Source organism: Rhodoferax sp. OV413 (assembly GCF_900104385.1).
Taxonomy (GTDB): domain Bacteria; phylum Pseudomonadota; class Gammaproteobacteria; order Burkholderiales; family Burkholderiaceae_C; genus Rhodoferax_B.
Map to the genome: position 1 here is coordinate 191,632 of NZ_FNJA01000001.1, position 26,515 is coordinate 218,146.

The 26,515-nt window shown below is 60.1% G+C and carries 26 protein-coding genes and 1 tRNA gene; 13 read left to right on the top strand and 14 right to left on the bottom strand.

The window, feature by feature from the left end; all coding sequences use genetic code 11:
• Positions 1–5: 5 nt before the first annotated feature.
• Positions 6–1,430 (bottom strand): decarboxylating NADP(+)-dependent phosphogluconate dehydrogenase, encoded by a 1,425-nt coding sequence (gene gnd, locus BLT66_RS00900; protein ID WP_092754576.1) that lies wholly within the window; start codon positions 1,428–1,430, stop codon positions 6–8.
• A gap of 337 nt (positions 1,431–1,767) precedes the next feature.
• Between gnd and BLT66_RS00905 the strand changes: the two genes are divergently transcribed.
• The 9 genes from BLT66_RS00905 (at position 1,768) to BLT66_RS00945 (ending at position 10,521) form a co-directional block, all read left to right on the top strand.
• Entirely contained in the window at positions 1,768–3,714 is a 1,947-nt protein-coding gene (locus tag BLT66_RS00905; RefSeq protein WP_092754580.1) for an ABC-F family ATP-binding cassette domain-containing protein, read from the top strand.
• Positions 3,715–3,766: 52 nt separating this feature from the next.
• Positions 3,767–4,015, top strand: a complete 249-nt coding sequence (locus tag BLT66_RS00910; RefSeq protein ID WP_092754584.1) for a GlsB/YeaQ/YmgE family stress response membrane protein — start codon at positions 3,767–3,769, stop codon at positions 4,013–4,015.
• Positions 4,016–4,218: 203 nt separating this feature from the next.
• Entirely contained in the window at positions 4,219–5,013 is a 795-nt protein-coding gene (locus BLT66_RS00915; protein ID WP_092754587.1) for a transporter substrate-binding domain-containing protein, read from the top strand.
• Between the two features lie 18 nt (positions 5,014–5,031).
• The gene (locus BLT66_RS00920; RefSeq protein WP_092754590.1) at positions 5,032–5,703 is read left to right on the top strand and encodes an amino acid ABC transporter permease; all 672 of its coding nucleotides are present in this window, start codon (positions 5,032–5,034) and stop codon (positions 5,701–5,703) included.
• 9 nt (positions 5,704–5,712) lie between these two features.
• Complete coding sequence (locus tag BLT66_RS00925; RefSeq protein WP_092754593.1) at positions 5,713–6,447, top strand: amino acid ABC transporter ATP-binding protein; 735 nt, start codon at positions 5,713–5,715, stop codon at positions 6,445–6,447.
• A gap of 6 nt (positions 6,448–6,453) precedes the next feature.
• The gene (locus BLT66_RS00930) at positions 6,454–7,686 is read left to right on the top strand and encodes a cysteine desulfurase-like protein (RefSeq protein ID WP_092754596.1); all 1,233 of its coding nucleotides are present in this window, start codon (positions 6,454–6,456) and stop codon (positions 7,684–7,686) included.
• The gene (hydA, locus tag BLT66_RS00935; protein ID WP_092754599.1) at positions 7,683–9,095 is read left to right on the top strand and encodes a dihydropyrimidinase; all 1,413 of its coding nucleotides are present in this window, start codon (positions 7,683–7,685) and stop codon (positions 9,093–9,095) included. The genes BLT66_RS00930 and hydA overlap by 4 nt, the downstream gene beginning before the upstream one ends.
• A gap of 21 nt (positions 9,096–9,116) precedes the next feature.
• Complete coding sequence (locus tag BLT66_RS00940) at positions 9,117–10,013, top strand: MurR/RpiR family transcriptional regulator (protein ID WP_092754602.1); 897 nt, start codon at positions 9,117–9,119, stop codon at positions 10,011–10,013.
• A gap of 1 nt (position 10,014) precedes the next feature.
• Positions 10,015–10,521 carry an ureidoglycolate lyase gene (locus BLT66_RS00945; RefSeq protein WP_092754605.1) on the top strand — a complete coding sequence of 169 codons (507 nt, stop codon included), beginning with the start codon at positions 10,015–10,017 and terminating at the stop codon, positions 10,519–10,521.
• A gap of 6 nt (positions 10,522–10,527) precedes the next feature.
• On the opposite strand, the gene BLT66_RS00950 is transcribed toward BLT66_RS00945, so the two are convergent.
• The 8 genes from BLT66_RS00950 to BLT66_RS00985 form a co-directional block, all read right to left on the bottom strand.
• The gene (locus BLT66_RS00950; RefSeq protein ID WP_092754608.1) at positions 10,528–11,424 is read right to left on the bottom strand and encodes a polysaccharide deacetylase family protein; all 897 of its coding nucleotides are present in this window, start codon (positions 11,422–11,424) and stop codon (positions 10,528–10,530) included.
• Between the two features lie 65 nt (positions 11,425–11,489).
• Positions 11,490–11,565, bottom strand: a tRNA-Lys gene (locus tag BLT66_RS00955).
• A gap of 36 nt (positions 11,566–11,601) precedes the next feature.
• Complete coding sequence (locus BLT66_RS00960) at positions 11,602–12,408, bottom strand: tRNA threonylcarbamoyladenosine dehydratase (RefSeq protein ID WP_092754611.1); 807 nt, start codon at positions 12,406–12,408, stop codon at positions 11,602–11,604.
• 70 nt (positions 12,409–12,478) lie between these two features.
• Complete coding sequence (gene ybgF / locus BLT66_RS00965; protein WP_092754614.1) at positions 12,479–13,255, bottom strand: tol-pal system protein YbgF; 777 nt, start codon at positions 13,253–13,255, stop codon at positions 12,479–12,481.
• The gene (gene pal, locus BLT66_RS00970; RefSeq protein WP_092754617.1) at positions 13,252–13,794 is read right to left on the bottom strand and encodes a peptidoglycan-associated lipoprotein Pal; all 543 of its coding nucleotides are present in this window, start codon (positions 13,792–13,794) and stop codon (positions 13,252–13,254) included. Before pal ends, ybgF begins: the two co-directional genes overlap by 4 nt.
• A gap of 30 nt (positions 13,795–13,824) precedes the next feature.
• Complete coding sequence (tolB, locus tag BLT66_RS00975; RefSeq protein WP_092754620.1) at positions 13,825–15,096, bottom strand: Tol-Pal system beta propeller repeat protein TolB; 1,272 nt, start codon at positions 15,094–15,096, stop codon at positions 13,825–13,827.
• Between the two features lie 58 nt (positions 15,097–15,154).
• On the bottom strand, positions 15,155–16,003 hold the full coding sequence (locus BLT66_RS00980; RefSeq protein WP_255406712.1) for a glycosyltransferase: 849 nt from the start codon (positions 16,001–16,003) through the stop codon (positions 15,155–15,157).
• The gene (locus BLT66_RS00985) at positions 16,003–16,767 is read right to left on the bottom strand and encodes a glycosyltransferase family 2 protein (protein ID WP_092754623.1); all 765 of its coding nucleotides are present in this window, start codon (positions 16,765–16,767) and stop codon (positions 16,003–16,005) included. The genes BLT66_RS00980 and BLT66_RS00985 overlap by 1 nt, the downstream gene beginning before the upstream one ends.
• A 257-nt stretch (positions 16,768–17,024) precedes the next feature.
• Between BLT66_RS00985 and msbA the strand changes: the two genes are divergently transcribed.
• On the top strand, positions 17,025–18,797 hold the full coding sequence (gene msbA / locus BLT66_RS00990; RefSeq protein WP_092754626.1) for a lipid A export permease/ATP-binding protein MsbA: 1,773 nt from the start codon (positions 17,025–17,027) through the stop codon (positions 18,795–18,797).
• Between the two features lie 43 nt (positions 18,798–18,840).
• Positions 18,841–19,911 (top strand): glycosyltransferase family 9 protein, encoded by a 1,071-nt coding sequence (locus BLT66_RS00995; protein ID WP_143029124.1) that lies wholly within the window; start codon positions 18,841–18,843, stop codon positions 19,909–19,911.
• On the opposite strand, the gene BLT66_RS01000 is transcribed toward BLT66_RS00995, so the two are convergent.
• Entirely contained in the window at positions 19,903–20,916 is a 1,014-nt protein-coding gene (locus tag BLT66_RS01000; RefSeq protein ID WP_143029125.1) for a hypothetical protein, read from the bottom strand. The two genes, BLT66_RS00995 and BLT66_RS01000, sit on opposite strands and share 9 nt — an antisense overlap.
• A 37-nt stretch (positions 20,917–20,953) precedes the next feature.
• Here BLT66_RS01000 and BLT66_RS01005 point away from each other — a divergent pair, with 37 nt between their 5' ends.
• Both BLT66_RS01005 and BLT66_RS01010 read left to right on the top strand, forming a co-directional pair.
• Positions 20,954–22,255, top strand: a complete 1,302-nt coding sequence (locus BLT66_RS01005) for an O-antigen ligase family protein (protein WP_176954936.1) — start codon at positions 20,954–20,956, stop codon at positions 22,253–22,255.
• A 1-nt stretch (position 22,256) separates the two neighbouring features.
• On the top strand, positions 22,257–23,081 hold the full coding sequence (locus BLT66_RS01010) for a glycosyltransferase family 2 protein (protein WP_092754638.1): 825 nt from the start codon (positions 22,257–22,259) through the stop codon (positions 23,079–23,081).
• Positions 23,082–23,088: 7 nt separating this feature from the next.
• On the opposite strand, the gene rng is transcribed toward BLT66_RS01010, so the two are convergent.
• The 4 genes from rng to BLT66_RS01030 all read right to left on the bottom strand — a co-directional run bounded on the left by rng (position 23,089) and on the right by BLT66_RS01030 (position 26,496).
• Positions 23,089–24,591, bottom strand: a complete 1,503-nt coding sequence (gene rng / locus BLT66_RS01015; protein ID WP_092754642.1) for a ribonuclease G — start codon at positions 24,589–24,591, stop codon at positions 23,089–23,091.
• 11 nt (positions 24,592–24,602) lie between these two features.
• Positions 24,603–25,205, bottom strand: a complete 603-nt coding sequence (locus BLT66_RS01020) for a Maf family protein (RefSeq protein WP_092754645.1) — start codon at positions 25,203–25,205, stop codon at positions 24,603–24,605.
• An 87-nt stretch (positions 25,206–25,292) separates the two neighbouring features.
• Positions 25,293–25,868, bottom strand: a complete 576-nt coding sequence (locus BLT66_RS01025; protein WP_092754648.1) for a YceI family protein — start codon at positions 25,866–25,868, stop codon at positions 25,293–25,295.
• A 61-nt stretch (positions 25,869–25,929) separates the two neighbouring features.
• A complete protein-coding gene (locus BLT66_RS01030; protein ID WP_092754651.1) occupies positions 25,930–26,496 on the bottom strand; it encodes a YceI family protein in 567 nt (188 codons plus the stop codon).
• Between the last annotated feature and the right edge of the window lie 19 nt (positions 26,497–26,515).

Genomic DNA, 26,515 nt, shown 5'->3' on the forward strand with positions numbered 1-26,515 from the left:
CAAGCTTAGCCGATCACTTCCGGCCACTCCGTGTGGAAGAACTGGCCTTCCGGCTTGTCGATGCGCTCGTAGGTGTGAGCGCCAAAAAAGTCGCGCTGGGCCTGCAGCAGATTCGCCGACAGCCGGTGAGAGCGGTAGCTGTCGTAGTACGACAGTGAGGAGCTGAAGGCCGGCACCGGAATGCCATGGCCCACTGCCAAGGCCACCACTTCGCGCCAGTTCTGCTGCGCAGCATTCAGCACGTCCTTGAAGAACGGCGCCAGCATCAGGTTCACCAGCGTCGGTTCGCTGCGGTAGGCATCGGTGATGTGGTTCAGGAAACGCGCACGGATGATGCAGCCGCCCCGCCAAATCGAGGCGATGCCGCCAAAGTCCAAGCCCCATTGCTTCTTCTCGCCCATGGTCTTGATCAAATCGAAGCCCTGGGTGTAGCTGATCACCTTGGAGGCATACAGCGCATCGTGCACCTTGGCCACCAGGTCCTTCTTGGCCGCGCTCAGGTCGGCTTTCGGTCCCTGCAGATGCTCGCTGGCCGCCACGCGCTGCTTTTTCTGCGATGACAGCACACGGGCTTCCACCGCAGCGTTGATGGTGCCGATGACCACGGCGTTCTCGGCTGCGTTCAGCTGCGTCCACTGGCCCGTGCCCTTCTGGCCGGCCTTGTCGAGGATCAGGTCGACCAGCGGTTTGCCGGTTTCCGGGTCTTTTTGCTCCAGCGCCTTGCCGGTGATCTGGATCAGGTAGCTTTGCAGCGCGCCTTCGTTCCACTCGTTGAAGATGGCGGCCATCTCGTCGGTGGTGAAGCCGGCCGCCTTGAACAGGCTGTAGGCCTCGCAGATCAGCTGCATGTCACCGTATTCGATGCCGTTGTGGATCATCTTCACGTAGTGGCCCGCACCACCGGGGCCGATGTGGATCACGCAGGGCTGGCCGTCGACCTTGGCGGCGATGCTCTCGAAGATCGGCTTCATCACCTCCCAGGTGGAGGCCGGGCCGCCGGGCATGATGGCCGGGCCCTTGCGCGCACCCTCCTCGCCACCCGACACGCCGGCGCCGATGAAGCGCAGGCCTTTTTCAGCCAGGTAGCTGTCGCGGCGCTCGGTGTCGGTGTACAGGCTGTTGCCGCCGTCGATGATGATGTCGTCTTTGTCCAGCAAGGGAATCAGTTGCTCGATCACCTGGTCCACCGGCGCGCCGGCCTTGACCATGATCTGGATCTTGCGCGGCGATGCCAGGCTTTGCACAAAGGCCTCCAGCGTGTCACAGCCGACCAGCTGTTTGCCGGGGTTGGCGGCAATGAATTCGTTGGTCTTGTCCACGGTGCGGTTGTACACGCTGACCTGGAAGCCGCGGCTTTCCACGTTCAGCACCAGGTTCTGGCCCATCACGGCCAGGCCAATCAATCCGAAATCGCTTTTCTTGCTGCTCATGTGCATGCTCAGTTGGGAGTAGGAGCGCTCCAAGCGCCCGGATGAAATTCAGAACTGCATTTTTACAGGGCTAGGGCCTGGATGCACGGACTGCAAAAAATACACACCAAATAAGCCTCCAGCGCATATTTAGATTGCGCAAGCAGCTATAAGTTACATAGCAAACATGCAGCCTGACCACCACACTGCAAAGCCAAGCCGTTACGGGTTTTCCCAGGTACAGGCCCAAGCCACTTAAAATCCACGCCATGCCGTCCCCGCACCTTGCGGCGGCTCAGGCCTTGTCCTCGCGGATTTCCTCTTATCTTCCCCGGCTGCCTTTGGCTGCCACCTTGCCATGATCACCCTTAAAAACGTCGTTCTTCGCCGTAGCGCCAAAGTATTGCTCGACAGCGCCAACGTCACCATCAACCCCGGCGAAAAGGTCGGCCTGGTGGGCCGCAACGGCGCCGGCAAGTCCACGCTGTTTGCCCTGCTCAACGGCACGCTGCACGAAGATGGCGGTGACTTCTACGTGCCGCCGCAATGGCGCCTGGCCCAGGTGGCGCAGGACATGCCGGAAACCGATCAAAGCGCCACCGACTTCGTGATCGAGGGCGACACCAATCTGTTGGCGGCCCAGCAGGAAGTCGACGCCGCCGAAGCCACCGACGACGGCGAACGCATGGCGAATGCCTACATGGCGCTGTTCGATGCGGGTTCCGGTGATGCCCAAGCCCGCGCCCAGGCACTGATCCTCGGTCTGGGCTTCAAGACCACCGAACTCGACAATCCAGTGAACAGCTTCTCCGGCGGCTGGCGCATGCGCTTGCAGCTGGCGCGCGCGCTGATGTGCCCGTCGGACCTAATGCTGCTCGACGAGCCGACCAACCACTTGGACTTGGACGCTTTGGTGTGGCTGGAAGCCTGGCTGAAACGCTACACCGGCACCATGCTGGTCATCAGCCATGACCGCGAATTCCTGGACGCCATCACCGACGTCACCGTGCACATCGAAACCGCCAAGCTGAACCGCTACGGCGGCAACTACAGCAAGTTCGAAGACATGCGCGCCGAAAAGATGGAGCAACAGTCGGCGTCCTTTGCCAAGCAGCAGGACAAGATTGCCCATCTGCAGAAATTCATTTCGCGCTTCAAGGCCCAGGCCAGCAAGGCCAAGCAAGCACAGAGCCGGGTCAAGGCGCTGGACCGCATGGAGAAGATCGCGCCGCTGCTGGCCGAGGCCGAGTTCACCTTCGAGTTCAAAGAGCCAGCCAATCTGCCGAACCCGATGCTGTCGATGTCCGACGCCACCTTCGGCTACCCGCCGCCAGAAGACGCACCCGCAGGCACCGGCCCGACGGTCATCGTGCAAAAGGTCAACAAGTCGGTACTGGCCGGCCAGCGCATTGGCATTCTGGGCGCCAACGGCCAGGGTAAATCGACCCTGGTGAAGACGGTAGCCCGCGCGCTGACGCCCATCCACGGCGAAATCCTCGAAGGCAAGGGCCTGAACATCGGCTACTTCGCCCAGCAGGAGCTCGACGTGCTGCGCCCGGTCGACACCCCGCTGGAGCACATGATCCACCTGGTGAAGGAAACCACCGCCGCCGGCAAACTGGCCGGCCAAGGCACGCGCGAACAGGACTTGCGCAGCTTCCTGGGTACCTTCAACTTCAGCGGCGACATGGTCAAGCAGGCCGTGGGCAGCATGAGCGGCGGCGAAAAAGCCCGCCTGGTGCTGTGCATGATCGTCTGGCAGCGCCCCAACCTGCTGCTGCTGGATGAGCCAACCAACCACTTGGACTTGGCCACCCGCGAAGCGCTGGCCATGGCATTGAATGAATTTGAAGGCACGGTGATGCTGGTCAGCCATGACCGGGCCTTGCTGCGCTCGGTGTGTGACGAGTTCTGGATGGTGTCGCGCGGCGGCGTCGAGCCTTTCGACGGTGATCTGGACGACTACCAGCGCTACCTGCTGGACGAAGCCAAGCGCATGCGCGAAGCCGCCAAGGAGGCTGGCAAAGCCGCAGTACCCGCACCTGCGCCGGTGGTGGTGGCTGCCCCCCCTGTCGTCAACACCAAGGCCTTGCAACGCGACCTGGACAAGATCGACACCGAGATGGCTGCCATGCAACTGGAAAAAGACGGTCTGGAGCAAAAGCTAGTCGACGCCAAGAACCCCCATGAACTCGGCCAGGCGGGCAAGCGGTTGAAGAAGGTCAACGCCGACATGGCGGCGCTGGAAGAACGCTGGATGGCTTTGTCCGAACAGCTGGAATCCGCAGGCGCCATCGCCGGCTAAGGCCTAGCAGGTATATTTAAGCCTCCTATTCACTTGGTATACGGAGATTTCTATGTTTTCTTTGATCGGCACGCTGATTGTGGGTCTGGTGGTCGGTTTGATTGCCCGCGCGGTCAAGCCCGGCGACGACAAGCTGGGGCTGATCATGACGTCCATCCTGGGCATTGCCGGCTCGTTCATCGCCGGCTTCGTGGGCGAGAAAATGGGCTGGTACGCGCCCGGCGCACCGGCCGGCTGGATTGCATCCGTCGTGGGCGCCATCGTGTTGCTGGTGATTTACGGCATGGTTAGCAAAAAGTAATTACGCACTTGGTGCGTCACGGCAAGGGCTTGCGCCAAACGGGTGCAAGCCCTTTTCTTTTGCACCGATTTGGATCAAATAATTCATTTTATTATTTATTGATTTATTTAATTCAATTTGGTATCTTTGCGACTCCAGACATTTGCAATGCACACCGCTGTCGGAAACCCATCCTTCAACCCGGTCATCCAGGAGTAGCCCGCATGAAACTCTCTCAATTCGCTGCCAAAGTCGCCTTCACGGTGGCCACCGTCGCTGCAGCCACCGTCCCCGCACTCGCAGCCGACTGGACCGTCGGCGCCAATATCGGCAATGTGCCCTGGGAATTCCAGGACGCCAGCGGCAAGTTCGTCGGCTTCGAGATCGATATGGTGAATGAGGTCGCCAAGCGCGCCGGCAAAACCGTGCAGATCGAGAACATCCCGTTCAACGGCCTGTTCCCCGCCGTGCAATCTGGCCGCATCCAGATCGCCATCTCCAGCATTACCATCACGCCAAAACGCCTGGAGTCGCTGGCGTTTGCCCAGCCCTATTACGACAGCGACCAGTCTCTGTCGGTACTGAAGACCACCAAGATCGACAAGCTGGAAGACCTGGCCGGCAAGACGGTCGGTGTGGACACGGCATCCACCGGCGACATCTATGCAACCCAGAACACCGCCAAACTGAAGATCGCCACCATCTCGCGCTACGAAGGCCTGGCACCCGCCATGCTGGACCTGGCTTCCGGCCGGATTGACGGCTACATCAGCGACATCCCGGCTGTGGAGTACTACATCAAGGACAAGCCGCAGTACCGCATTGCCGCGCGCATTCCCACCAACGAGCGCTACTCCTTCATGTTCGCCAAGAACTTCGCCGATGCTGCCAAGGTGAACGACATCCTGACGACGCTGAAGAAGGAAGGCTTTGTGTCGGCCACGCACAAGAAATGGTTTGGCACCACACCGCCCGACAGCTCGTCCAGTGTGATGGTGATGGACGTTCCCAAGCTGTAAACCCCTGCCAGCCCTCGCATGAATCTGCTCGACACCTTCTTCAACTGGCCGGTTTTCCGGGACGCCCTGCCCTTGCTGCTGCAGGGCCTGTGGACCACGATTCTGCTGGGGGCGGTCAGCATTCTGCTGGGCTTTGTAGGTGGCCTGCTGCTGGCCCTGGTGCGCCTGTACGGTGTGGCCTGGGTACGCACTGTGGCCCGCATCTATATCGACGTATTCCGGTCGATTCCTTTGCTGGTTTTGCTGGTACTGGTGTACTACGCCCTCCCGTTTGTTGGCATACGCCTGACCTCGTTTGCCGCGGCCACAGCAGCGTTGACCTTGGTGTCGTGCGCCTACACCGCCGAGATTTTTCGGGCTGGCATCGAGGCCATTCCCAAAGGCCAGTTCGAAGCGGCCGACGCCATTGGGCTCGGCTTTTTCAGCTGCATGCGCGATGTGGTGTTGCCGCAGGCCATGCGCATCGTCGTGCCGCCGCTGACCAGCAACTGCATCAATGTGCTGAAAGACACCGCGCTGGCCTCCGTCGTCGCCATGCCGGATCTGCTGAAGCAGGCCACGCAAGCCCAGGCCTTGGCAGCCAACCCCACGCCGCTGATCGGCGCAGCTGTGTTGTATCTGCTGCTATTGCTGCCGCTGGTGCGGCTGGTCGGATTTTTTGAAGCGCGGCACCGCACTTCTACCCGCTGAGGTGCACGCATGACGGCATTGATTGAAATTCGCGGACTCTGCAAGTTCTATGGCACGTTTGAAGCCCTGCACAGCATCGACCTGGACGTGACTGCCGGCGAGGTGGTGGTGGTCATCGGCCCTTCCGGCTCGGGCAAATCCACGCTGATACGCTGCATCAACCTGCTGGAAGACTACCAGCGCGGCGAGGTGCTGGTCGATGGCGAAAGAGTCGTGCGCGGCAAGGGCCTGGCCAAGGTACGGGCCGAAGTCGGCATGGTGTTTCAAAGCTTTAACCTATTTCCGCATCTGACGGCGCTGGCCAATGTGGCGCTGGGCCCGCTGCGGGTGCGGCATATGCCAAAGCGCGAAGCCGAAGCCCGGGCGCTGGCGCTGCTGGAGAAAGTCGGCCTGGGTGCCCATGCGCACAAGCGCCCGGCGCAGCTATCCGGCGGCCAGCAGCAGCGCGTGGCGATTGCCCGGGCGCTGGCGATGGAGCCCAAGGTACTGTTGTTTGACGAGCCCACCTCGGCGCTGGACCCGGAAATGGTCGGCGAGGTGCTGGATGTGATGCAGAACCTGGCACGCACCGGCGTGACCATGGTGGTGGTGACGCATGAGATGGGCTTCGCCCGCCGCGTCGCCGACCGGGTGATCTTCATGGAGGCCGGGCGCGTGATCGAGCAAGCCCCGCCCGAGCAATTCTTCAGCGCGCCCCGCGAGGAGCGTACCCAGGCCTTTCTGAAGGCCATTCTTCAACACTGACCCCTTATGCCGCACGCACTCAATCTGGACCATATCCGCGCCGAATTTCCGGCACTGAACAATGACTGCGCCTACCTCGACAACGCCGGCGGCTCACAGGTGCTGCGCCGCGTGGCCGACCGGGTGCGCGACTATCTGCTGACCAGCAGCGTGCAGCTGGGCGCCAGCTACGCCCAGTCGCAGGATGCCGGCGCCAAGGTGCTGGCGGCGCGCCGCTCGGTGGCCGAGCTGATCCACGCGCCCTTCGACGACGAAGTGGTGATGGGCGGCTCCACCACCTCGCTGATGTTCCAGGTGACGCAGGCGATCCAGCTCGGCATCCAGCCAGGCGATGAAATCATTGTCACGAATACCGACCACGAAGCCAATATCGGTGGCTGGATGCGGCTGCAGGCCGCAGGTGCCATCGTCAAGATATGGGAAGTGAACGGCGACACATTGGCACTCGATCTCGACAGCCTGGACCGGCTGCTGACGCCGCGCACCCGATGGGTCGCCATGACCCATGCGTCGAACATTCTCGGCACCGTCAACCCGGTGGCCGAAGTTGCGCAACGCGTACACGCCGTGGGCGCGCGCCTGTGCGTCGATGCCGTGGCCTACGCGCCGCACCGCCTAGTCGATGTGCAGGCCAGCGGCGCCGACATGTATGTGTTCAGCTTCTACAAGGTGTTCGGCCCGCACTATGCGGTGCTATGGGTGCAGCGCGATCTGCTGCTGTCGCTACCCAGCCTGAACCACTATTTCATCGGCCAGGATGTACTGCCCTACAAGCTGCAGCCAGGCAATGTGAACTACGAGTTGTCGTACGGCTGCATCGGCATCAACGACTACCTGGTGGACGTGGGCAGCCGCCTCGGTTCCACCGGCTCGGCCCGGCAGAAAATGCAGCTGGCGTTTGATGCCTTCGAGCAACATGAAGACGCGCTGGCCGAGCGCCTGCTGGGCTATCTGCGCAGCAAGAAATCGGTGCGCATCATCGGCCTGGACACTGCCAGCGAAGGTGGCCGTGTCCCCACGGTGAGCTTCATGGTGGCCGGCCAGATGTCGGAATCCATCGTCCGGCATATGGACCGTTTCCAGATCGGGATCCGCTTCGGCGACTTCTATGCCAAGCGCCTGATCGAATCGCTGGGGCTGCAGGCCCAGGGCGGCGTGGTCCGCGTGTCCATCGCCCACTACAACACGTTTGCCGAAATCGACCGGCTGGTACAGCATCTGGACGAGGTGATTGCATGAGCACGACCTTAATTCGCAACGGCCGCATCATCACCGCTACCGACGACTACGTAGCCGACCTGCTGATGCGCGACGGCGTGATCGACAGCATCGGCCGTAATTTGCAAGTCGGCGAAGACGTGGCCATCGTCGACGCCACCGGTCTCTACCTGCTACCCGGTGGCGTGGACACCCATGTGCACCTGGAAAATGTGATCGGCCCGACGATCACCTGCGACACCTTCGCCAGCGGCACCAAGGCCGCGGCCTTCGGCGGCACCACCACCATCGTCGACTTCGCGCTGCAAACCGCCACCGACTCGCCCCTGGGTGCCATCGCCCGGGCCCAACGCAGCGCCGAGTCGCAGGTGGCGGTGGACTTCAGCTTCCACGTGATCATCACCCGCGTCGACGAACAGGTGCTGCAGGATGTGCGCCATGCGATGCGCCACGAGGGTGTGACCAGCTTCAAGATGTTCATGGCCTACCCCGGCGTGATGATGGCCGACGACGCCGCCATCTTCCGCATGCTGCGCCAGGTCGGCGCCGACGGCGGCATGGTGGCGCTGCACGCCGAGAATGGCACGGTGATCGACCTGCTGATCAAGGAGGCACTGGACGCCGGCCACACCTCGCCGCGCTACCACGCGCTGACCCGCCCGGCCATCATGGAAGGCGAAGCCACGCACCGCGGCATCCGCCTGGCCGAGCTGGCGAATGCGCCGATCTACTTCGTGCACGTCTCCAGCAACCAGGCGCTGAAGCACATCGTGGCGGCCCGCGCCGAGGGCATTCCGGTGTTTGCCGAGACCTGCCCGCACTACCTGCTGTTCGACGACTCGGTCTACAACACCGACGACGTGGAAATCGCCAAATACGTGATGACGCCGCCGCTGCGCACGCCCGATGACCAGAAGCATCTGTGGCGCGCGCTGCGCTACGACGACCTGCAGGTCATCGCCACCGACCACTGCCCGTTTTGCATGAAGGAAGGCCACCTCGGTTACCGTATGCAGAAGATGCGCGGCAAAGACGACTTCTCGCTGATCCCTAACGGCGCGCCGGGCATCGAAACGCGGCTGGTCAGCCTGTTCGATATCGGCGTGATGCAGGGCAAGCTGTCGCTGAACCGCTTCGTGGAACTTACCTCGACGACGCCGGCCAAGCTGTTTGGCCTGTTCCCGAAGAAGGGCACGATCGCCGTCGGCAGCGATGCCGATGTGGTGCTGTTCGACCCGGCTGCCAGCCAGACGATTTACGCCAAAGACCTGCACGGCAACTGCGACTACACCCTGCTCGAAGGCCGCACGCTGCGCGGCCGGGTGGAGAAGGTATTTCTGCGCGGCAACTTGATTGTGGATGGCAAAGAATGGCGGGGGCGCGAAGGCATGGGCCGATTCGTGCCGCGCGGCGAGGTCCGGGCCTTCTGATTCTGTGGCTATGATTGCTATATGAGTAATAGCAAACCCCGCAATCTGGATGCGCTGCGTGACCTGATTGGACGTGAAAGCGAGCGGCTCACGCCGCGCATGCGCGATGCCGCCCGCTACGCCATCGACCACCCAAACGATATGGCGCTGAACCCGGTGGCCACGGTGGCCGGCATTGCCAAGATTGCGCCGGCGGCTTTCATCCGCATGGCCAAGGCGCTGGGTTTCGATGGCTATTCCGACCTGCAGCGCCTGTTCCGCGAACCGCTGCAGCACGCTGTCAAACCGACATTCAAAGAGCGCATACGCCACTTCGGCGGCGAGCAAACGCTGGACAACCCCGACGACCCGGCCGAGGTGCTGCGCGCTTTCAGCCAAGCCAATGTGGTGTCGCTGGAGCATCTGCAGGATGATGCCGCCAGCATGCCGCTGCAGGAAGCTATCGCGCTGATCCAGAACGCCCGCATCGTCCATGTGCTGGGCCTGCGCCGATCCTATGCAGTGGCGGCCTACCTGGCCTATGCGCTGAACCGGGTCGGCCAGCCGGCGGTGCAGATCACCGGCCTGGGGGGGGCCATCACCGAGCAGGCCAGTACCGCCGGGCCGCAGGATTTGCTGATCGCCATCAGTTTCCCGCCCTACGCGGCCGATACCTTGCAGGTCTGCGAGCAAATCCGTCAGAGCGGCGCCAAGCGGCTGGCGATCACCGACGCCTTCATGAGCCCAGTGGCCAAGGATGCCGACCTAGTACTGGAAGTGAACGACGCCAAGTTGCTGGGCTTTCGTTCACTGACCTCAGCCATGTGCCTGGCGCAGACCCTGGCCATGGGCCTGGCTTTCGCCAAACGCAGCAAGCGTAGCAAACGTGCGGGCACGCAGCCGACGCTGGCCGCCGACCTGCAAGATATTGATTGCTGATATGCCGTCCTCTACGCTGCCGATCGAACCTTTGACCGCCGAGGCCTTCCGGCCCTTTGGCGACGTCATCGAGGCCAGCGATAGCGCGCGGCATTTCAGCATCAACGACGGCTTTGCCGAGCGCTACCACGACCTGGCGCAGATCGATGTGGGCAGCCTGGGTGGCCGCGCCATTCTGAGCATCTTCAAGGCCTTGCCGCGCAGCCTGCCAATGCAGCTGGTATTGCTGGAGCGGCATCCGCTGGGCAGCCAGGCCTTCATGCCCTTGTCAGCGCTGCCATATCTGGTGGTGGTGGCCGAGGCCGGACCCGTGCCGCAGCTATCGGCCATCCGCTGCTTCCGCGCCGCACCGGGGCAAGGCGTGAACTATGCGCGTGGCACCTGGCACCACCCGCTAATTGCCTTGCACCAGGCGAGTGACTTTCTGGCGGTCGATCGCGGCGGTGCGCCCGGCGATGCGAACTGCGATGAGCATCCTCTGGGCGACACGCCAATCTGGATTGAATAAGCCGCGCTAAGCCTGCGGCAAGGCATCCATCGCGCTGGCAATCGCGCCCGGCGTCGTGAACCAGATATCACTGCGGTGGTTGGCAATATGCTGCAGCGCCCGGCGCAGATGCCGCAGGCGGTACGGTTGCCCAATGATGTAAGGGTGCAGCGCAATGCCCATCACCAGCGACTGACCCTGCGACTGCAGCAGCATTTCGTCGAAGTTGTCGATGACCATCTGGGCAAAGTCTTTCGCGTCCAGCTGGCGGCCCATGATCATTGGAATGTCGTTTAGCTCTTGCGGATAAGGGATAGACCAGATCGGACCGCTGCGCGTCTGCATCGCCACCGGCTGGTCGTCGTGGCACCAGTTCAAGCTGTAGCGGTAGCCGGCTTCGCGCAGCAGGTCCGGGGTCAGCGCGGTCTCGGCAATCCACGGCGACAGCCAACCGCTGGGTGCCACGCCGCTGTGCTGCAGCATCAGGTCGCGGCAGGATTGCAGCAGATCCAACTCGGTAGCCTCGTCCATACCGCTCTGGCGCTCGGCGTTGGTGTGGCCATGGCCGATCAGCTCATCGCCACGGGCCACGCAGGCAGCGACCACCTCGGGGCAATGCTCGTATAAAGCCGTGTTGACAAGGGTGCCGGCCGGCAGATTCAGTGCATCAAACAACTCCAGGCAGCGCCACACGCCGACGCGGTTACCATATTCGCGCCAGGCGTAGTTCAGCACATCGGGTTGCGGCAACACCGGGCCCAGATTCGCGCCGAGGCCTTCGCCGAAAGCGAAATGCTCGATGTTGAAACCCAGATACACCGCCAGCCGTGCACCGTTTGGCCAACGGAAATCGGGGCGCTGGTGGATGGCCGAATAGGGGAAGCGGTCGTGATGGGGGACCGTGGTGTAGCGTTGGACAGGCATGCGTACTCCCTTGGCTAAAAACCAAAAAGCCCGCTATCTTTTGAATAGCGGGCTTTTCTTAATTTTGGTGGGACGTGCGGGGGTCGAACCCACGACAAACGGATTAAAAGTCCGCTGCTCTACCAACTGAGCTAACGTCCCTGCTTTTAAGTTTTCACTCTGCAGCGTAGCCTTAGATTATAGCGTGGTTTTTGGTGTCTTTTCAATCGACGATGCCAATTTGTCCAAAACCCACCCGGCTGCGCACTGGCCGAAAGTGGCCGTCACGCTGACCACCGAACCATAGCCGTGGCAGTTCAGGCTGCCATCGCCTTCCACCGCACAGGAGGCGTCGGGCGGCATCACAGCTTCGCGGCTGAAGACGCAGGCAACGCTGATTTTTTTACCCTCGCGGGGTGCGCCATGCTCCTTACGCAATCGATAACGCAACTGGGCCAGCAGCGGATCGTGGGTGGTGAGCGACAGGTCGTCGATATCGACTTTGTGGGCGTGGCGCTTGCCGCCGGCCGCACCCACGGTAATGAAACAGCTGCGCGTCTGGCGGGCCCAGGCGGCCATGGCGGTTTTGGCTGGCACCTGGTCGCAGGCATCCACCACCGCGTCTGCGTCCGTAGGCAAGAGCTGCAGCCAGTTGCCCGGCTCGACAAACTCGTCTATGCAGTCGACGGTGCAGGCCGGATTGATCTGCGCGATACGCTCGCGCATGGCCACAATCTTGGCCTGTCCGACGGTGGACTCCAGCGCGTGGATCTGGCGGTTGATATTGGACTCGGACACATGGTCCATGTCGATCAGCGTCAAGCGCCCTACCCCGCTGCGGGCCAAGGCCTCGACCGTCCATGAGCCAACACCGCCAATACCGACGACCACCACGTGCGCAGCACGGATGCGCGCAGCGCCGGCCACGCCGTACAGGCGCTCCAGCCCGCCGAAGCGCCGCGCCAGATCGGTCGGCGTGGTTATGTCTACAGTTGGATTATGCACAAAATAGCCTTCTAGCGCTTATGCAACCAGCGTAAGCAGCTACGATAACAATAGCAAATACCGGGTTTGCTTACTTGAGCTTGCTCAAACGGTCCTTGGCAGCAGATGCGGCTTCAGACTGCGGATAGGCCTTGACCAAGTCTTCCAAGGTCTTGCGGGCCGCCTTGCTGTCCTTCAGTTCCATCTGGCAATTGGCAATCGACAAAGCGGCTTCTGGCGCCCGCGGATGGTCGGCTGCCGACGTCAACATGGTACGGAAATTGGTCACCGCGCCCTTGTAGTCTTTGTTGGCGTACTGGGCATTGCCCAACCAGAACAAAGCCGAAGGACCATAGCCGCTTTGCGGGTAGCGCTTGGTGAAGGCCGTAAACGCGTTTTGGGCGGCCACAAAGTCACCACCGCGGAACACCGCCAAAGCGGCATCGAATTCGCGCACTTCCGCGGGGTCGGCGGTGAACTCTTTGCCATCTACCGATACCTTGCTGGGTTCAAACTTGCGCAAGCGCTCGTCCACCCCCTGTGCCTGGTCCTTCAAGCGGCGCTGCACCTCGGCCACGTCGCGTGCCAACTGTTCGTCCTGGCCGCGCTGCCGGGCCATGTCATTGCGCAGGTTTTCAATCTGGCTTTGTAGATCGAGCAGGCTACGGCGCAACTGGCTGTTTTCTTCGGATGCTCTTCTCACATCCTCCGCCGCCTTTTGGGAAATCATGTCGACTTTGGCGCGCAAGTCCAAAATGGCTTTGCGCGCCTCGTCGTCCTCGAACAAAGCGGCGTGGGCACTGCTGGCAAGCAGCATCCAGCAGCCCAACGCCACGGCGGCCAGACGCGGTGCAGGGCTGCGGCTCATCGGTAGCTGATCTCAGCGCGGCGGTTCTTGGCCATGGCGGCCTCGTCGCCGCCTTGCACGGCGGGCTTTTCCTTGCCGAAGCTCACGGCTTCGAGCTGGCTATCGGCAACACCCAGCAGTCCCAAGGCGCGGCGCACCGACTCGGAACGCTTTTGGCCCAGAGCCAGGTTGTATTCGCGGCCACCGCGCTCGTCGGTATGGCCTTCGACCACGGCACGGCGGGTTTTGTCGGCCTTCAGGTAGCGGGCATTGGTTTCGATGATGGCCTGGTCGCTAGGCATCACGGCATAGCTGTCGAAATCGAAGTACACGATGCGGCCACTGCTGGGGCCGGTGGCCACCGAGCTGGACGCCGACAGATCCACCGGCGTCACGCCGCTTTGGGTCGCGCCCGATGCATTACCGTTTTGCGCGCCTGCGCCCGATTGGGTTACACCGGCACCGCTCTTGTCTACGACCGGCACATCGTCCAGCTTTACACCCGACGCACAACCCGCCAACACGGCGGTCAATGACAGCGCCCAGATCATATTTTTCATGTTCAAACTCCTGGTTAAATAGATAAAGATTTATGGTTTGAGAAACGGACCCCAGTCCGGTTCACGTATATCGCCAGCCTGCCCTGCGAGGCGTGCCTTGATCTTGCCATCCAGCGTGGTCGTCATCAAAGCCTCGCGGCCTTGCTGCTGGGTCGCATAGACCAGCAAACGGCTGTTCGGGGCAAAGCTGGGACTTTCGTCGGCGCTGGTATCGGTGATGCTGGTCACGGTGGAGCTACTGAGCTCCATTACTTGCAACTTGAACGCGCCGCCGATGCGGGAAATGTAGGCGAGCCAGCGGCCATCCGGGCTGATACTGGGCGAGATGTTGTAACTGCCGGTAAAGGTAACGCGCTCTGGATTGCCTCCGCTGCTGGGCATCCGGTAGATCTGCGGTGCGCCGCCACGGTCGCTGACGAAGTAAATGTATTTGCCGTCGGCCGAATACCGGGGTTCGGTGTCGATGCCGCTCGACTGGGTGAGCCGCCGCGGCTCACCACCATTGGCGTCAATGGTGTAGAGCTGTGAGCCGCCGTCGCGGCTCAAGGTCATGGCCAGACTGCGGCCATCGGGCGCCCAGGCAGGCGCGCTGTTGGAACCCTTGAAGTTGGCGATCAGGCGGCGCTTGCCGCTGGACACGTCGTGCACATAGATCACCGGCTTGCGGGCTTCAAAAGACACGTAGGCTAGCTGCGCGCCGTTCGGCGACCAGGCCGGGGAAATGATGGACTCGGGGCTGGCCAGCGCGGTTTGGCTGTTCTCGCCATCGGCATCGGCAACCCACAGCGTATGGCGGGTGCCTGCTTTGGTGACGTAGGCGATGCGGGTCGAGAAAATGCCTTTGTCGCCCGTCAGCTTTTCGTAAATGAAATCGGCGATACGGTGGGCTGCCAGGCGCAAATCGCCCTGCGGCACGGTAAAGCTCTGGCCGCCCAGATCTTGCACGCGCACCACGTCCCAAAGGCGAAACCGTACGTCGTAGCGGCCATCGGCCAGCCGGGTCACACTGCCGGTCACCAAGGAGTCAGCGGTTTTTTGTCGCCATAAGGCGACGTCGGGCCGAGCCGTTTCGTCTAGCGCTACACCGCTGGCATCGATGGCCCGGAACTGCCCGCTGCGCTCCAGATCGGCCTGCACAATCGCACCGATCTTTTGCGGCGATTGCTCGTCGCCGCGGAAGCTGGCCACCGCAATCGGCAGCTGGGTCAGGCCGATACCCGAAACTTCTACCCGAAACTGCGCCAAGGCGGGCGCTGCGGCCGCCGCAGCCAAAAGCCCCATCGCGCCCCCCATTGCGCCCATTACCTGGCGCCTGTGCCAATGCGAACCCAAATTCTTCACAAATCTTCTCCCATGCTATTTAGTTGATACGGGTGACCTGCACCCCTTGGCGGTCTGCCAGTTGGTCCAGCCCCACATCGGCCTTTACCTGTGCGCCGTGCATGCGCGCCAGCACACGCTGGCGATTGATACTCTCCTGGTCTCTGGCGTTCTCCCGGTGCCACAAGTGGTAGACCTCGGTGCCCCAGAAACCGTTTATTCGTTGCATGCCGTGGTGGTGCAAACGCAGCACCAGATCGGCATCCTCATGGCCCCAGCCATTGAAGCTTTCGTCGAAACCATTGACGGCTCGGAAGTCCTTGTTCCATACAGCAAAATTACAGCTGCGGATGCCTTTCCAGCGAAACCCGGTCGATGTTCTGAACGGGGCCGAAGGCCAGTGCAGCAGGTGGAGCAACTTGTTGCTTTCACCACTCCAGCGCATGCGCGCCCAGTCTACCGCGCTGAGTTGGAGCAGATCCACGGCGTTTTGTTCCACAAGCCGGGTCACATTTTCATTCAGCAGCACGCGGCTGCCGTTCACGAAAGCCCCGGTTTGGGCTAGCAACTGGTGCTGGGCCATGAATGCGGCATTGGGAACGCAGTCCCCATCCAGAAAAATCAGGTAGTCCGCGTCGGCTTGCGCTGCAGCCAGATTGCGCGCGCGAGCCGCAGTGAAACCGACATCGGGATGCCATACGTGGTGCACCGGGCAAGCAAAGCTGGGCATGCCGCTACGCATGGCCTCTACTTGCTCGGGGCGGGAACCATCGTCGGCGATCCACACCGAATGGTCTGGGCCGCACTGGGTCGCCAACGAGCGCAACACGGCCAGCAGTGCATTCGCACGGTTGTAGGTCAGCACCACCAGCGCGATTTTCAATGCCATCAGGCAGGCTCTTTCTCATCCACCCGGCGCTGCAGCAACCACAGCTTCAAATAGCGGTAGTAAGTGCCTTCGGCATTCGAAATCGCCAACACCAAGCCCATGCGCCCATCCAGAAAACCGCGACGAATGACGTAGGTACGGAAGAATGCCCAAAAGCCATGCAGCAAAGCCTTGCCCAATGAAGCCGACTTACCCTTGTTGGCTAAAGCCTGTGCGCCGGCCGTGGAGTAGCGGTTGACCTTGTCGAGTACCGACTCCAGATTGCGAAAGCTCAGGTGCGCCATCGGGCCTTGCAGCGCGCCAACCGGCAAACTCGTCCGCAGCGACTCATGCACCAGATCATCCGAGAACCGCGCTGCACCGCGCTGGAACAAGCGCACCACCGGGTCCGGGTACCAGCCTGAGTGGTTCATGGTCTGGCCGCAGTAACTGGAGCGCCGGTTCAACGCATAGACCTTGTGGGTAGGGGCAACCATAGTTGCCATGATTTCATCCCGCAGAATGGGTCCAATGCGCTCATCGGCATCAATCGACAAAATCCAGTCTTGCGTCGCCATATCCACCGCACGGTTCTTCTGCTGGCCAAAGCCTGGCCAATCTGGCGTCTGCAGAATCCTGGCCCCGAACGACTGAGCAATCTGCAAGGTGCCATCGGTACTGCCACTGTCCACCACCACCAGTTCATCGGCGAAGGAGACGGACTCCAGGCAGGACGCCAAATTCAGGGCTTCGTTCTTGGTAATGATGACAACAGACAAACCCATCAGAGAGCGCCGCCTGCAAGTGGAGTGAGCGAATCAAGTTCAAACATAGGCTGGGGATTATGAAGGCAAGCGCAAGCAGCCAACGCCACATCCGGTCCTAGCGCAGGGCAGCTTGTGAAAAGCTGGATAATCCCGACTCTTTGAAAAGTTCCGAAGCCTTCAATGAAAACCGTGTGGCCTGTTTGTGCTGACGCCCACCGCCTTTGTTAAATACAACTGCCGCTCAAGCCCCCACCTATCACTCAGGCAGTCACCCCATGAACACCGAGACTCCCCCCAGCCTGGTTAGCCTGCTGCGACAAAGCGTTGGCCGGCTATCGCCCTACTTCTTCAAAGGCCGTCGCTCGGCGTGGCTGGTTGTCATCCTGGCGACCATCATCGGTGCCGCTACCGAGCCCTTGGTACCCGCCATGCTCAAGCCTTTGCTCGACAACGGCTTTCAAAAAGGCGCGCTGAACCCCTGGCTTGTCCCCATCGCCTTGATTGCCGTGTTCGGCCTGCGGGGCCTGAGCAGCTTCTTGGGAGACGTGGCCATGGCCAAGATTACCCAGGATGGCCTTGATACGCTGCGCACAGCCATGTTTGGCCGCTTGCTGGACGCACAAAGCGCGCTGTTCTCGCAGAGAAACGCCAGCTCGCTGTCCAACACCATCGTTTATGAAGTGCAGAACGGCGCCATCTTGCTCGTTACCTCGGTGATGGGCTTGGCCAAAGACGCCATGGTGCTGGTTGCCCTGGTAGCTTATCTGCTGTATTTGAACTGGCAGTTGACGCTGATTCTGGTGGTGCTGTTCCCGTCCGTGGCGTTTGTGACGCGCACGCTATCGCGTCGCCTGTACCAGATTGCCAAAAGCAGCCAAGGGGCAACCGATGGACTCGCCTATGTGGTGGAAGAGAACGTGTTGGCCTACCGGGTCGTCCGATTGCATGCCGCGCAGGGCGCGCAGGCCAAGCGCTTCAGCCTGCTCAGCCAGGGCTTGCGCCGGCTGGCTATGAAGTCAGCCACGGCCTCAGCGGCGGTCACGCCCATGACCCACATGATGTCGGCGATTGCGCTGTCCAGCGTGATTTGCGTAGCGCTGCTACAAGGCTCCAGCGAAGTCAGTGCGGGAGAATTCGCGTCGTATATCACTGCCATGCTGATGCTGATTGCCCCGGTCAAACGGCTTTCAGACATCGCCAGCCCGGTGACTCGCGGACTCGCCGCGATGGAGCGGGCGCTCGACCTGATTGAAAAGACACCCATGGAGCCGAGTGGCGACTTCGTCCTCGCGCGGGCGCAGGGTCGTATTGAATTCCAAGCCGTCACCGTACGCTACCGATACGATGAAACCCGCTCAGCGCTGAACCAGGTCTCACTGAACGTTGCGCCGGGCGAAGTGGTGGCATTGGTCGGACCGTCGGGTTCCGGCAAGACGTCGTTGGTCAACTTGCTGCCGCGGTTTGTGTCCGCCCAAGCGGGCAATGTACTGGTCGATGGTCATAACATCAACGACTGGCAGCTCAAGGCCTTGCGCAACCAGTTTGCCATCGTTAACCAGGACGTGGTGATGTTCAACGACACCCTGGCCGCGAACGTTGCGCTCGGCGACACACCCGACCGGGCGCGGGTCGAAGCCTGCTTGCGGGCTGCCAACTTGGGTGGATTTCTGGACGATGCCCCCCAAGGCATAGACACCATGACAGGCCACAATGCGGCCGAGCTATCGGGCGGCCAGCGCCAACGCCTGGCCATCGCCCGGGCGCTGTACAAAGATGCCCCGATACTGATTCTGGATGAAGCCACGTCGGCCCTGGATACCGAGTCCGAACGTCTGGTACAGGAAGCCTTACAACGCTTGATGACGGGCCGCACTACGCTAATCATTGCGCACCGCCTGTCCACCATCGAACATGCGGATCGGGTGGCCGTGCTTGACCAGGGCGAAATCATCGAAATCGGCACCCATGCCGAGTTGATTACCCGAGCCGGACTTTACGCACGCTTACATGCGCTGCAATTTGGCACGCAGCCCGCGCTAGCGGCCTGAAGAAAGCCACTGCCCCATCCATAGCAGAAGAAGCGCTCTTTTTGTGAAAAAAATACTGGTGATTGCCACCCGGCAAATTGGTGACGTGTTGCTGACCACGCCTCTCATTCGGGCGGCACGTCGACAATGGCCGGAAGCGCAGATTGACGTTATCGGCCTGGCCGGCACCTTGGGCATGCTGAAAGGCAACCCAGACATCCACTCGCTTATCACCACCCACCCGGCCAAGGGTTGGCGCGATACGCTGGAGGTGCTAGGCACCATCTGGAAACGCTACGACCTGGCACTCGTTACCCAGCCCAGCGATCGGGCACATCTCATTGGTTGGGCCGCAAGCCGGCGTCACCGCAGCGGCATCATCCCCGCCAAGAATTCCAGCAACTGGTGGAAGAAACGCATCCTGAGCCACGTGGTCATCAGTGATGGAGATGAAGGCGCGCAGCACGTGGTCATGGAAAAAATGGCTTTGCTGGCCCCATGGCACACTGCTGTAGCCGAAGATACCAGGGTGCAGCCCCCGCCAGCCCAAACACTTCCAACCCAACTTGATGCATTGATTACGCCCCAAGCCATCGTCGTCCATGCTCCTTCAATGTGGCCATATAAGCAGTGGCCGATAGCGCATTTTCGACAGTTGGTGGTGCAGTTGATTGAGGCTGGGTACCAGGTGGTACTCACCGGCAGCGCCAGTCAAGTAGACAAAGACTGTATCCAACAGTTGCATGATGTTGCGCCCTCACCGCAGCTGATTGATTCGAGTGGTCAACTCAACTTCAACCAGTTGGTCGGTTTGTTTCAACGGGCAAGGCTGTATATAGGCCCGGACACTTCCGTGACGCACTTGGCAGCTGCCAGTGGCATCCGTGTGCTCACGCTGTTCGGCCCCACCAACCCGGTTCGCTGGGGCCCTTGGCCCAGTGCGCCAGACATCCGACAAGCCTACGTTCCACATTCTTTAGAACAGAAAGTGCACAACATTACGCTGCTGCAGGGCGCGATGGCCTGTGTGCCGTGCAGCAAAGCCGGATGCGAAAACCATACGCAGAGCCGTAGCGACTGCCTCAACAGCATATCGTCTGGCCGCGTGTACCAAATGGTGCAGAACCTACTCTAAAAATGCAGCCATTATCTGTTTATCGAAATTGACTGGCTCCTGCATGATTGCCGCACGGTAGACGAGAAAATCATTCTGACTTTCCGTCGTTGCATCAAAAATGCGCGTTGCCTCGCGCTCAAAACTGGCTACAAAATCAGGTGCCGATGGATCGAGCTTGTAGCGTGTATCCATGGGTACATCCACGCTATTAGCGGCCGAACCATATTGCCCCGTTATCACGCAACAGCCATGCAACACAGCCTCGCGTGGGAGGCGGTCTTTGCCGGGATGGTGGCCAAAATCCATATAGATCTTTCCACTCAAAAAATGGTCCGCCAACTGCTGGCGGTTGTACCCCGTTAACGGCATGAAATCCCAGGCAGGAAAAGCAGCCCGGAGCTGGGCTGTAATCGCCGCACCTTTGTGGGGGTTGTAAAAAATGCGGTTGATACGTTGCGCTCGTGCCAAGCGTTCAGGAAGCAATGCCAAATACGCTGCTTCTGTATAGACCGGTATCGGATCCGACAGCGGCAGAGCGTCAATGCCATTCTCCTGAAGAAACAATCTGGCGTAATGGCTTTGCGCAAAATGCGGCAACCCACGAAGGGCATCCAGACCTTGCCACGGAATACGCCCTTTGATCTGATTCTTGAGATAGCGCAATTTGTCTCGCAAGGGGTTCTTGTAACGCACGCACGTAAAATTGTTCACCGACATCCACCAGATAGCAGCCTGGGCGGAGCGGGTCTTCAGTGCCAATTTGGTAAATATCTCAGGGAATAAAATCAGATGGCCAGGCTGATCTTGGTACTGCTGAACAGGTACGTTGTACTTTTTATAAGCCGGAGGAGTGGCAAAGGTTTGATCAAACGGGTGATATACCATCGCGGCAGATTGACCTAGCATGTTCATCCGCTCGACCAACTGGTGCAGCGCCTCCGGGCCTGCCGTCATTGCGTTTCCTGGGCATACCACAAGCACTTTTTGATACCGTTTTTTTTGCATATATTTTTGTTTGTTCATGCCCACTAGTGCCCTTCGCCTGCCCCAGGCCACCCAATTGACACGCATCTTGGCCCGAAGGGAGATTTACCAAACCTCGGCCGAAAAGAGCCCGCTGAGTATCCCCGATTTGCTATTCATCGCGTGCCTGGCTCTGGCACCTTTGTGTCTTCTCAGTGTGCGCAGCTGGACGATTTTTTTTGTATTTTGTTTGGTGGGGCTCGCTACCTGGCAACTGGGGCGCCCCGAAAATGGATTCGCAGTATTGCGTGGAGATCCCGCCAGGATGTGGATAGTCGCCACCTTGGCATCCCCTTTGATAGCGGTCTTGGCCGGGCAATTGGTCCGAGGGCATATTCAGCCTGGGTTGATGGACGGGCCAAGCCGCGCATTGCTAGCCATCACCCTTTTTACATATCTTTTGCACAAGCAAATTGATTTTGTGCGCTTGCTGGAGTGGTCGGCACCACTTTCATTGCTCATACTATGCGGCGTTTTGTTGGTGCACCCCTACGGATATGCCTCAATGACGAGCGAGCGCTTTGGCACCTTTGCCGTAGACCCCTTATCTCTTGGCCAGTATGCGACGCTGCTAGGCTTCATCTGCCTGATCACACTGAATCTCTATGGACCTGACCGCCTCCTACTGAAGAGCCTCAAATTCATGGGTATGGCCATTGCTGTCTGGATCAGTATTGGGACGGGTTCACGCAGCGGATGGATTGCTTTTCCTTTTTTGATATTGCTGTGGCTCATTTTTGTACACCAGATACGCCAGATCAAAACACTCGTTCCTGTGCTCCTAGGCTTGGGTTTTCTCGGATTTATGGTGTACGAAACAAATGCCATGGTGCATGAACGCATAGGCTTGGCCATCACCGAGTTCATGGAATATTCACATGGCTACGGCCACGACACCTCTACAGGACTGCGTATGTCGATGCTGAAGATGGCAGGCTTGCTTTTTTGGGAGCAGCCACTTGCCGGATACGGAGATTCGCACTATCCCGCACTGTCCGGCATTCCTTCTATTGCCCCATTCAATACAGAAGCCCTGGAATTCGCCCTCATCCACAACGGCGTGCATAACGAAATCATGCAGAACGCCCTGCGCTCTGGGGTCTTCGGCCTTGCTTCAAGTCTGCTGATGTTTATCGTACCTGGTGTGGTCTTCTATCGAGGCACGCGCTCACAGATACCTAGCGTGCGCGCCGCCGGCCTGGTGGGCCTTTGCTACATCGTGGCGGTGTTTTGCTTTGGCTTGAGCACCGAAACTTTCAATCTCAAATATACCATCTCGTTCTACGCACTGATGGTATCCACCCTTGCGGCACAAGTGTTGCGACCACAATCCATCTGATATGAATTCCGCACGCTACGCACTCACCTTCGCTTGCTATAACCAAGTCGAATACACCCGCCAATGCATAGACAGCATGGTTCGGCATGGCATGGACTTGTCTCGGCTCATCGTGGTGGATAACGGGTCCAAAGACGATACCCGCGATTACCTCCTCACGGTGCCCGTCGGTGGACGCATATACAACCAGGCCAACCTCGGCTGCGGTGTGGCCTGGAACCAGGGTGCACTGGCGTTGCAGGCCGAATGGACCATCGTGATGAATAACGATGTACTGGTCAGTCCGCAATGGATTGAGTCGCTGATAGGCACCGCAGAACAACACGGTTTGAAGGTCGTCTCCCCCGCCCTGATCGAGGGGCCGCTGGATTACGACTTTGAGAAATTCGCCCCCATGGCATCGCAGAAAATGGCGGGTACCGTACGGGTTGGAGGTCGCCACGCCGTGTGCCTCGCAGTGCACCAGTCGGTGTGGATGGACATTGGTTACTTCCAACCGGTACCCAAATTACTGGGCTATGAGGACACCCTGTTCTTCCACGAGCTGGAGAAAGCCCGCATTCCCATCGGCATGGCAGGCGCATCTTGGCTGCACCACTACGGCTCGGTCACCCAATCAGCGATGAAACAGGAGCGCGGTCTGGCAGAGCACGATGGCCTGGGCTACCGCTACAACTACAAATTGCTGAACCAAAGTTGGCTGACCCGTAAACTCGCCAAGTCACGCCGGATTGCACAGCAAAAAATCTGGCAAAAAGAAGAGCTGGCAGCCCACGCCATGACTATCCACGGACTGCGCGAGAACGGCCAGTTCCGCTGGATTTAAGCCAACCTCACAGCAGCACGATGTCGTACTGCTCCTGACCCATGGCGCCCTCGCTTTGCAGCGAAATTGGCTTGCCGATGAAATCGCTCAAACCCGCCAAGTGCTGGCTTTCTTCATCCAGAAACAACTCAATCACCTTGGGTGAGGCCACGATGCGGAATTCACGCGGGTTGAACTGGCGGGCTTCTCGCAGGATCTCGCGCAGGATGTCATAGGTTACGCTGCGCGCGGTTTTTACCGTGCCCTTGCCACTGCACACGGCACAGGGCTCGCACAGCATATGGGCTAGCGATTCGCGGGTGCGCTTGCGCGTCATCTCCACCAAGCCTAGCGCCGAAAACGCGCCTGCCGTGGTTTTGACCCGGTCCCGCGCCAGCTGCTTGCGGAACTCCGCCAGTACCGTCTCACGGTGGTCTTCGCGGGCCATATCGATGAAATCCACGATCACAATCCCGCCCAGATTGCGTAGGCGCAATTGCCGGGCGATGGCCTGGGTGGCCTCCAGATTCGTCTTGAAAATAGTGTCGTCAAAGTTGCGCGCGCCGACAAACGCGCCGGTATTCACATCCACCGTAGTCAGTGCCTCGGTCTGGTCGACGATCAGGTAACCGCCCGACTTCAGATCGACGCGCCGGCCCAGCGCCTTGGCGACCTCCTCGTCGATGGAAAACAAATCAAAGATCGGGCGTTCGCCCTTGTAGTGCTGCAGTTTCTCGACCGCCGCCGGCATGAACTCCTTGCCAAACACCTGCAGCTTTTCAAACTGCTCGCGGGAATCCAGCCGAATAGTCTGGGTCTGCTCACACACCAAGTCGCGCAACACGCGCTGCAGCAGATTCAGGTCCTGGTGCAGCAAAGACGTGGGCGGCAAGCGCACCGAGGCACTTTTGATGCGCGCCCAGGCTTTGCGCAGATAGGCAATGTCGTCGGCCAGCTCTGCATCGGTGGCATCTTCGCCATTGGTGCGCAAAATGAAGCCACCACCGCCGCCGGTAGCAGCATCGCCCACCAGGGTCTGCAAGCGCCGCCGCAGGTCTTCGCGCTGGGCCAGGGGGATTTTTTGCGAAACCCCCACATGGTCATCCTGCGGCAAAAACACCAGCAAGCGGCCGGCGATGCTGATCTGGGCCGAAAGTCGTGCGCCCTTGGTGCCGATCGGGTCCTTGATGACTTGCACCATCAAGGCCTGGCCTTCGAAAACCTGTCGCTCGATGGGTACGCTGGGCGCGGCTGGGCGCGGTACGCCGTTGGCGTCCACCTCGGCAGCCTTGTGCCCCACAAAACCATTCGCCAGGTCAGCCACATGCAGGAACGCGGCACGCTCCAGCCCAATGTCAATGAACGTGGATTGCATGCCCGGCAAGACCCGCACCACCTTGCCCAGGTAGACATTGCCCACCATGCCGCGCTCCAACGTACGCTCGACGTGCAGCTCTTGCACAGAGCCGTGCTCAACCACCGCAACACGGGTTTCCTGGGGCGACCAATTGATGAGGATGTCTTGTTGCATGGCAGGTGTAGTCACAGCTTGAAACCGACAGCGCGCAGTAGCTGCGCTGTCTCGAACATGGGTAAGCCCATGATGCCCGAATAGCTGCCACTGATCTGCGAGATAAACCCTGCCGCCCTGCCCTGCACCGCGTAGGCGCCGGCCTTGCCCAAGGGCTCACCCGAGGCCACATAACTCTTGATCTGCGCCGGGGTCAACGGGGCAAAGGTCACACGGGAATCGCTCAGCGCCTCCTGGCGCTTGTTCCGATGCTGCACGGCCACCGCCGTCAGCACGCGGTGCCGGGTACCGCCAAGTTCGGCCAGCATGCGGGAGGCATCCGCAGCATCCTCCGGCTTGCCGAATATTTTGCGGCCCAAAGCCACTGTGGTATCGGAACAAAGTATCGGGGCCACGGGCAGGCGCCGGCGCTTCAGGCGGGCCAGGGCTGCATCGAGTTTTAGGCCTGTAACGCGCTTTACGTAAGCGGCAGGCGCTTCGTTTTTAATAGCAACCTCCAAACCTTCACTGTCTTCATCGGCATCCGGCAACAGCAGTTCGTGGCGTACCCCCAGTTGGTCCAGCAGTTGGCTGCGGCGGGGGCTTTGCGAGGCGAGGTAAATGAAATCGATCATGGCACGATTATCGGGTGTGGCCGGCCCCAAAAAAAGAACAGCCCGCCCATCATTGCGATGGGCGGGCTGCCAGCAAGCTAATGCAGATTACTGCTTGACAGCTTCGACCTGGACCACCAGACGAACCGCGTCAGGGAAGCCGTAGTTCGCGCCCCAGGTCATGCCCCATTGGCTGCGTTGGATGGTGGTGTCAAAGTCACCGCCGCAGACCTCACGCTTAAGCATGGGGTTCTGGTAGCAATTGAACTGGCTGGCTTTCAAAGTGACAGGATTGGTCTTGCCCAGCAAGGTCAGGTTGCCGACCACTTCCGACACCTTGTCGCCGTTGAAGACAAATTTCTCGGCGGTGAAACCGATGGTAGGAAACTGGGCGACGTTGAAGAAATCTGCACTTTGCAGATGCTTGTCAAATGCAGCCGTGCCGGTGGACAAAGAGGTTGCGTCGATCTTCAGATCTACTTTGCCCGTCTTACCTGCGCGGTCCAGCTGTACCGAGCCTTCTTTTTTGTCGAAGCGGCCACGGTTCGTCGAAGCGCCCATGTGGCCGATCTCGAAGGTCACAAAAGTATGGGTTGGATCAACTGCATAGGTTGCAGACTCTGCCTGTGCAGTACCCACGGTCAAAGTGGCGATAGCGGCAAGGGCGAGCAAGGTGTGGCGCATGGGTTTCTCTTTCAAGAGTGGTTAAGGGAAAAGGGAATCGGTAGGGCAGACGCTGCAGGGCTTAGAGCTTGCCCACACCGGTCAGGCTGAATTTGAATTTGACCTGCACGTCATCGGCCACCATGGAGGTATCGGCCCACTCGTTTTCGCCGATCTTGAACGCCAGGCGCTTGATGGGTAAAACGCCGGTTGCAACAGTGGAGGGCCCGGTCTGCACCATGCTTACCGGCACCACCACATCGCGGACCTGGCCCTTGATGTTGAGCTTGCCGGCCACGTCGAACTTGCCGCCGCCCAAAGCCTTGATGCTGCTGGAAACGAAGGTCGCCTGGGGAAACTTGCCCAGATTGAACCAGGTGGGCTTGGGCAGCTCGGCATCGGTTTCTGGCACGCCCAGCGTCGCGCTGGCCATGTCTACCGTGAAGTTCACTTTGCTGGTGTCCAGCTTGGCCGGATCAAAATTCAGCTGCGCATCAAATTTCTTGAAACGGCCCTCGACGGACACTCCCATCTGCTTGCTGACGAACACGATTTCACTCTGGGCGGGCACTAGCTTTTGCTGCGCGTAAGCGCCGATGGCAACGCCGGACACGAGCACGGCTACGGACAATTTCAACAGAGAAGACATGGATACTTTCGCGAGGATA

Bases quoted from the DNA above. Each gene is read 5' to 3' on its own strand.
- rng (WP_092754642.1), bottom strand. From the start codon at position 24,591: ATGCAACAAGACATCCTCATCAATTGGTCGCCCCAGGAAACCCGTGTT.
- BLT66_RS01025 (WP_092754648.1), bottom strand. From the start codon at position 25,868: ATGCGCCACACCTTGCTCGCCCTTGCCGCTATCGCCACTTTGACCGTG.
- BLT66_RS00930 (WP_092754596.1), top strand. From the start codon at position 6,454: ATGCCGCACGCACTCAATCTGGACCATATCCGCGCCGAATTTCCGGCA.
- tolB (WP_092754620.1), bottom strand. From the start codon at position 15,096: ATGGGCGCAATGGGGGGCGCGATGGGGCTTTTGGCTGCGGCGGCCGCA.
- hydA (WP_092754599.1), top strand. From the start codon at position 7,683: ATGAGCACGACCTTAATTCGCAACGGCCGCATCATCACCGCTACCGAC.
- msbA (WP_092754626.1), top strand. From the start codon at position 17,025: ATGAACACCGAGACTCCCCCCAGCCTGGTTAGCCTGCTGCGACAAAGC.
- BLT66_RS01000 (WP_143029125.1), bottom strand. From the start codon at position 20,916: ATGAACAAACAAAAATATATGCAAAAAAAACGGTATCAAAAAGTGCTT.
- BLT66_RS00920 (WP_092754590.1), top strand. From the start codon at position 5,032: ATGAATCTGCTCGACACCTTCTTCAACTGGCCGGTTTTCCGGGACGCC.
- BLT66_RS00980 (WP_255406712.1), bottom strand. From the start codon at position 16,003: ATGGCATTGAAAATCGCGCTGGTGGTGCTGACCTACAACCGTGCGAAT.
- BLT66_RS00985 (WP_092754623.1), bottom strand. From the start codon at position 16,767: ATGGGTTTGTCTGTTGTCATCATTACCAAGAACGAAGCCCTGAATTTG.
- BLT66_RS00945 (WP_092754605.1), top strand. From the start codon at position 10,015: ATGCCGTCCTCTACGCTGCCGATCGAACCTTTGACCGCCGAGGCCTTC.
- BLT66_RS00915 (WP_092754587.1), top strand. From the start codon at position 4,219: ATGAAACTCTCTCAATTCGCTGCCAAAGTCGCCTTCACGGTGGCCACC.
- BLT66_RS01030 (WP_092754651.1), bottom strand. From the start codon at position 26,496: ATGTCTTCTCTGTTGAAATTGTCCGTAGCCGTGCTCGTGTCCGGCGTT.
- BLT66_RS00950 (WP_092754608.1), bottom strand. From the start codon at position 11,424: ATGCCTGTCCAACGCTACACCACGGTCCCCCATCACGACCGCTTCCCC.
- BLT66_RS00910 (WP_092754584.1), top strand. From the start codon at position 3,767: ATGTTTTCTTTGATCGGCACGCTGATTGTGGGTCTGGTGGTCGGTTTG.
- BLT66_RS01020 (WP_092754645.1), bottom strand. From the start codon at position 25,205: ATGATCGATTTCATTTACCTCGCCTCGCAAAGCCCCCGCCGCAGCCAA.
- BLT66_RS00905 (WP_092754580.1), top strand. From the start codon at position 1,768: ATGATCACCCTTAAAAACGTCGTTCTTCGCCGTAGCGCCAAAGTATTG.
- ybgF (WP_092754614.1), bottom strand. From the start codon at position 13,255: ATGAGCCGCAGCCCTGCACCGCGTCTGGCCGCCGTGGCGTTGGGCTGC.
- pal (WP_092754617.1), bottom strand. From the start codon at position 13,794: ATGAAAAATATGATCTGGGCGCTGTCATTGACCGCCGTGTTGGCGGGT.
- BLT66_RS00940 (WP_092754602.1), top strand. From the start codon at position 9,117: ATGAGTAATAGCAAACCCCGCAATCTGGATGCGCTGCGTGACCTGATT.
- BLT66_RS01010 (WP_092754638.1), top strand. From the start codon at position 22,257: ATGAATTCCGCACGCTACGCACTCACCTTCGCTTGCTATAACCAAGTC.
- gnd (WP_092754576.1), bottom strand. From the start codon at position 1,430: ATGAGCAGCAAGAAAAGCGATTTCGGATTGATTGGCCTGGCCGTGATG.
- BLT66_RS00925 (WP_092754593.1), top strand. From the start codon at position 5,713: ATGACGGCATTGATTGAAATTCGCGGACTCTGCAAGTTCTATGGCACG.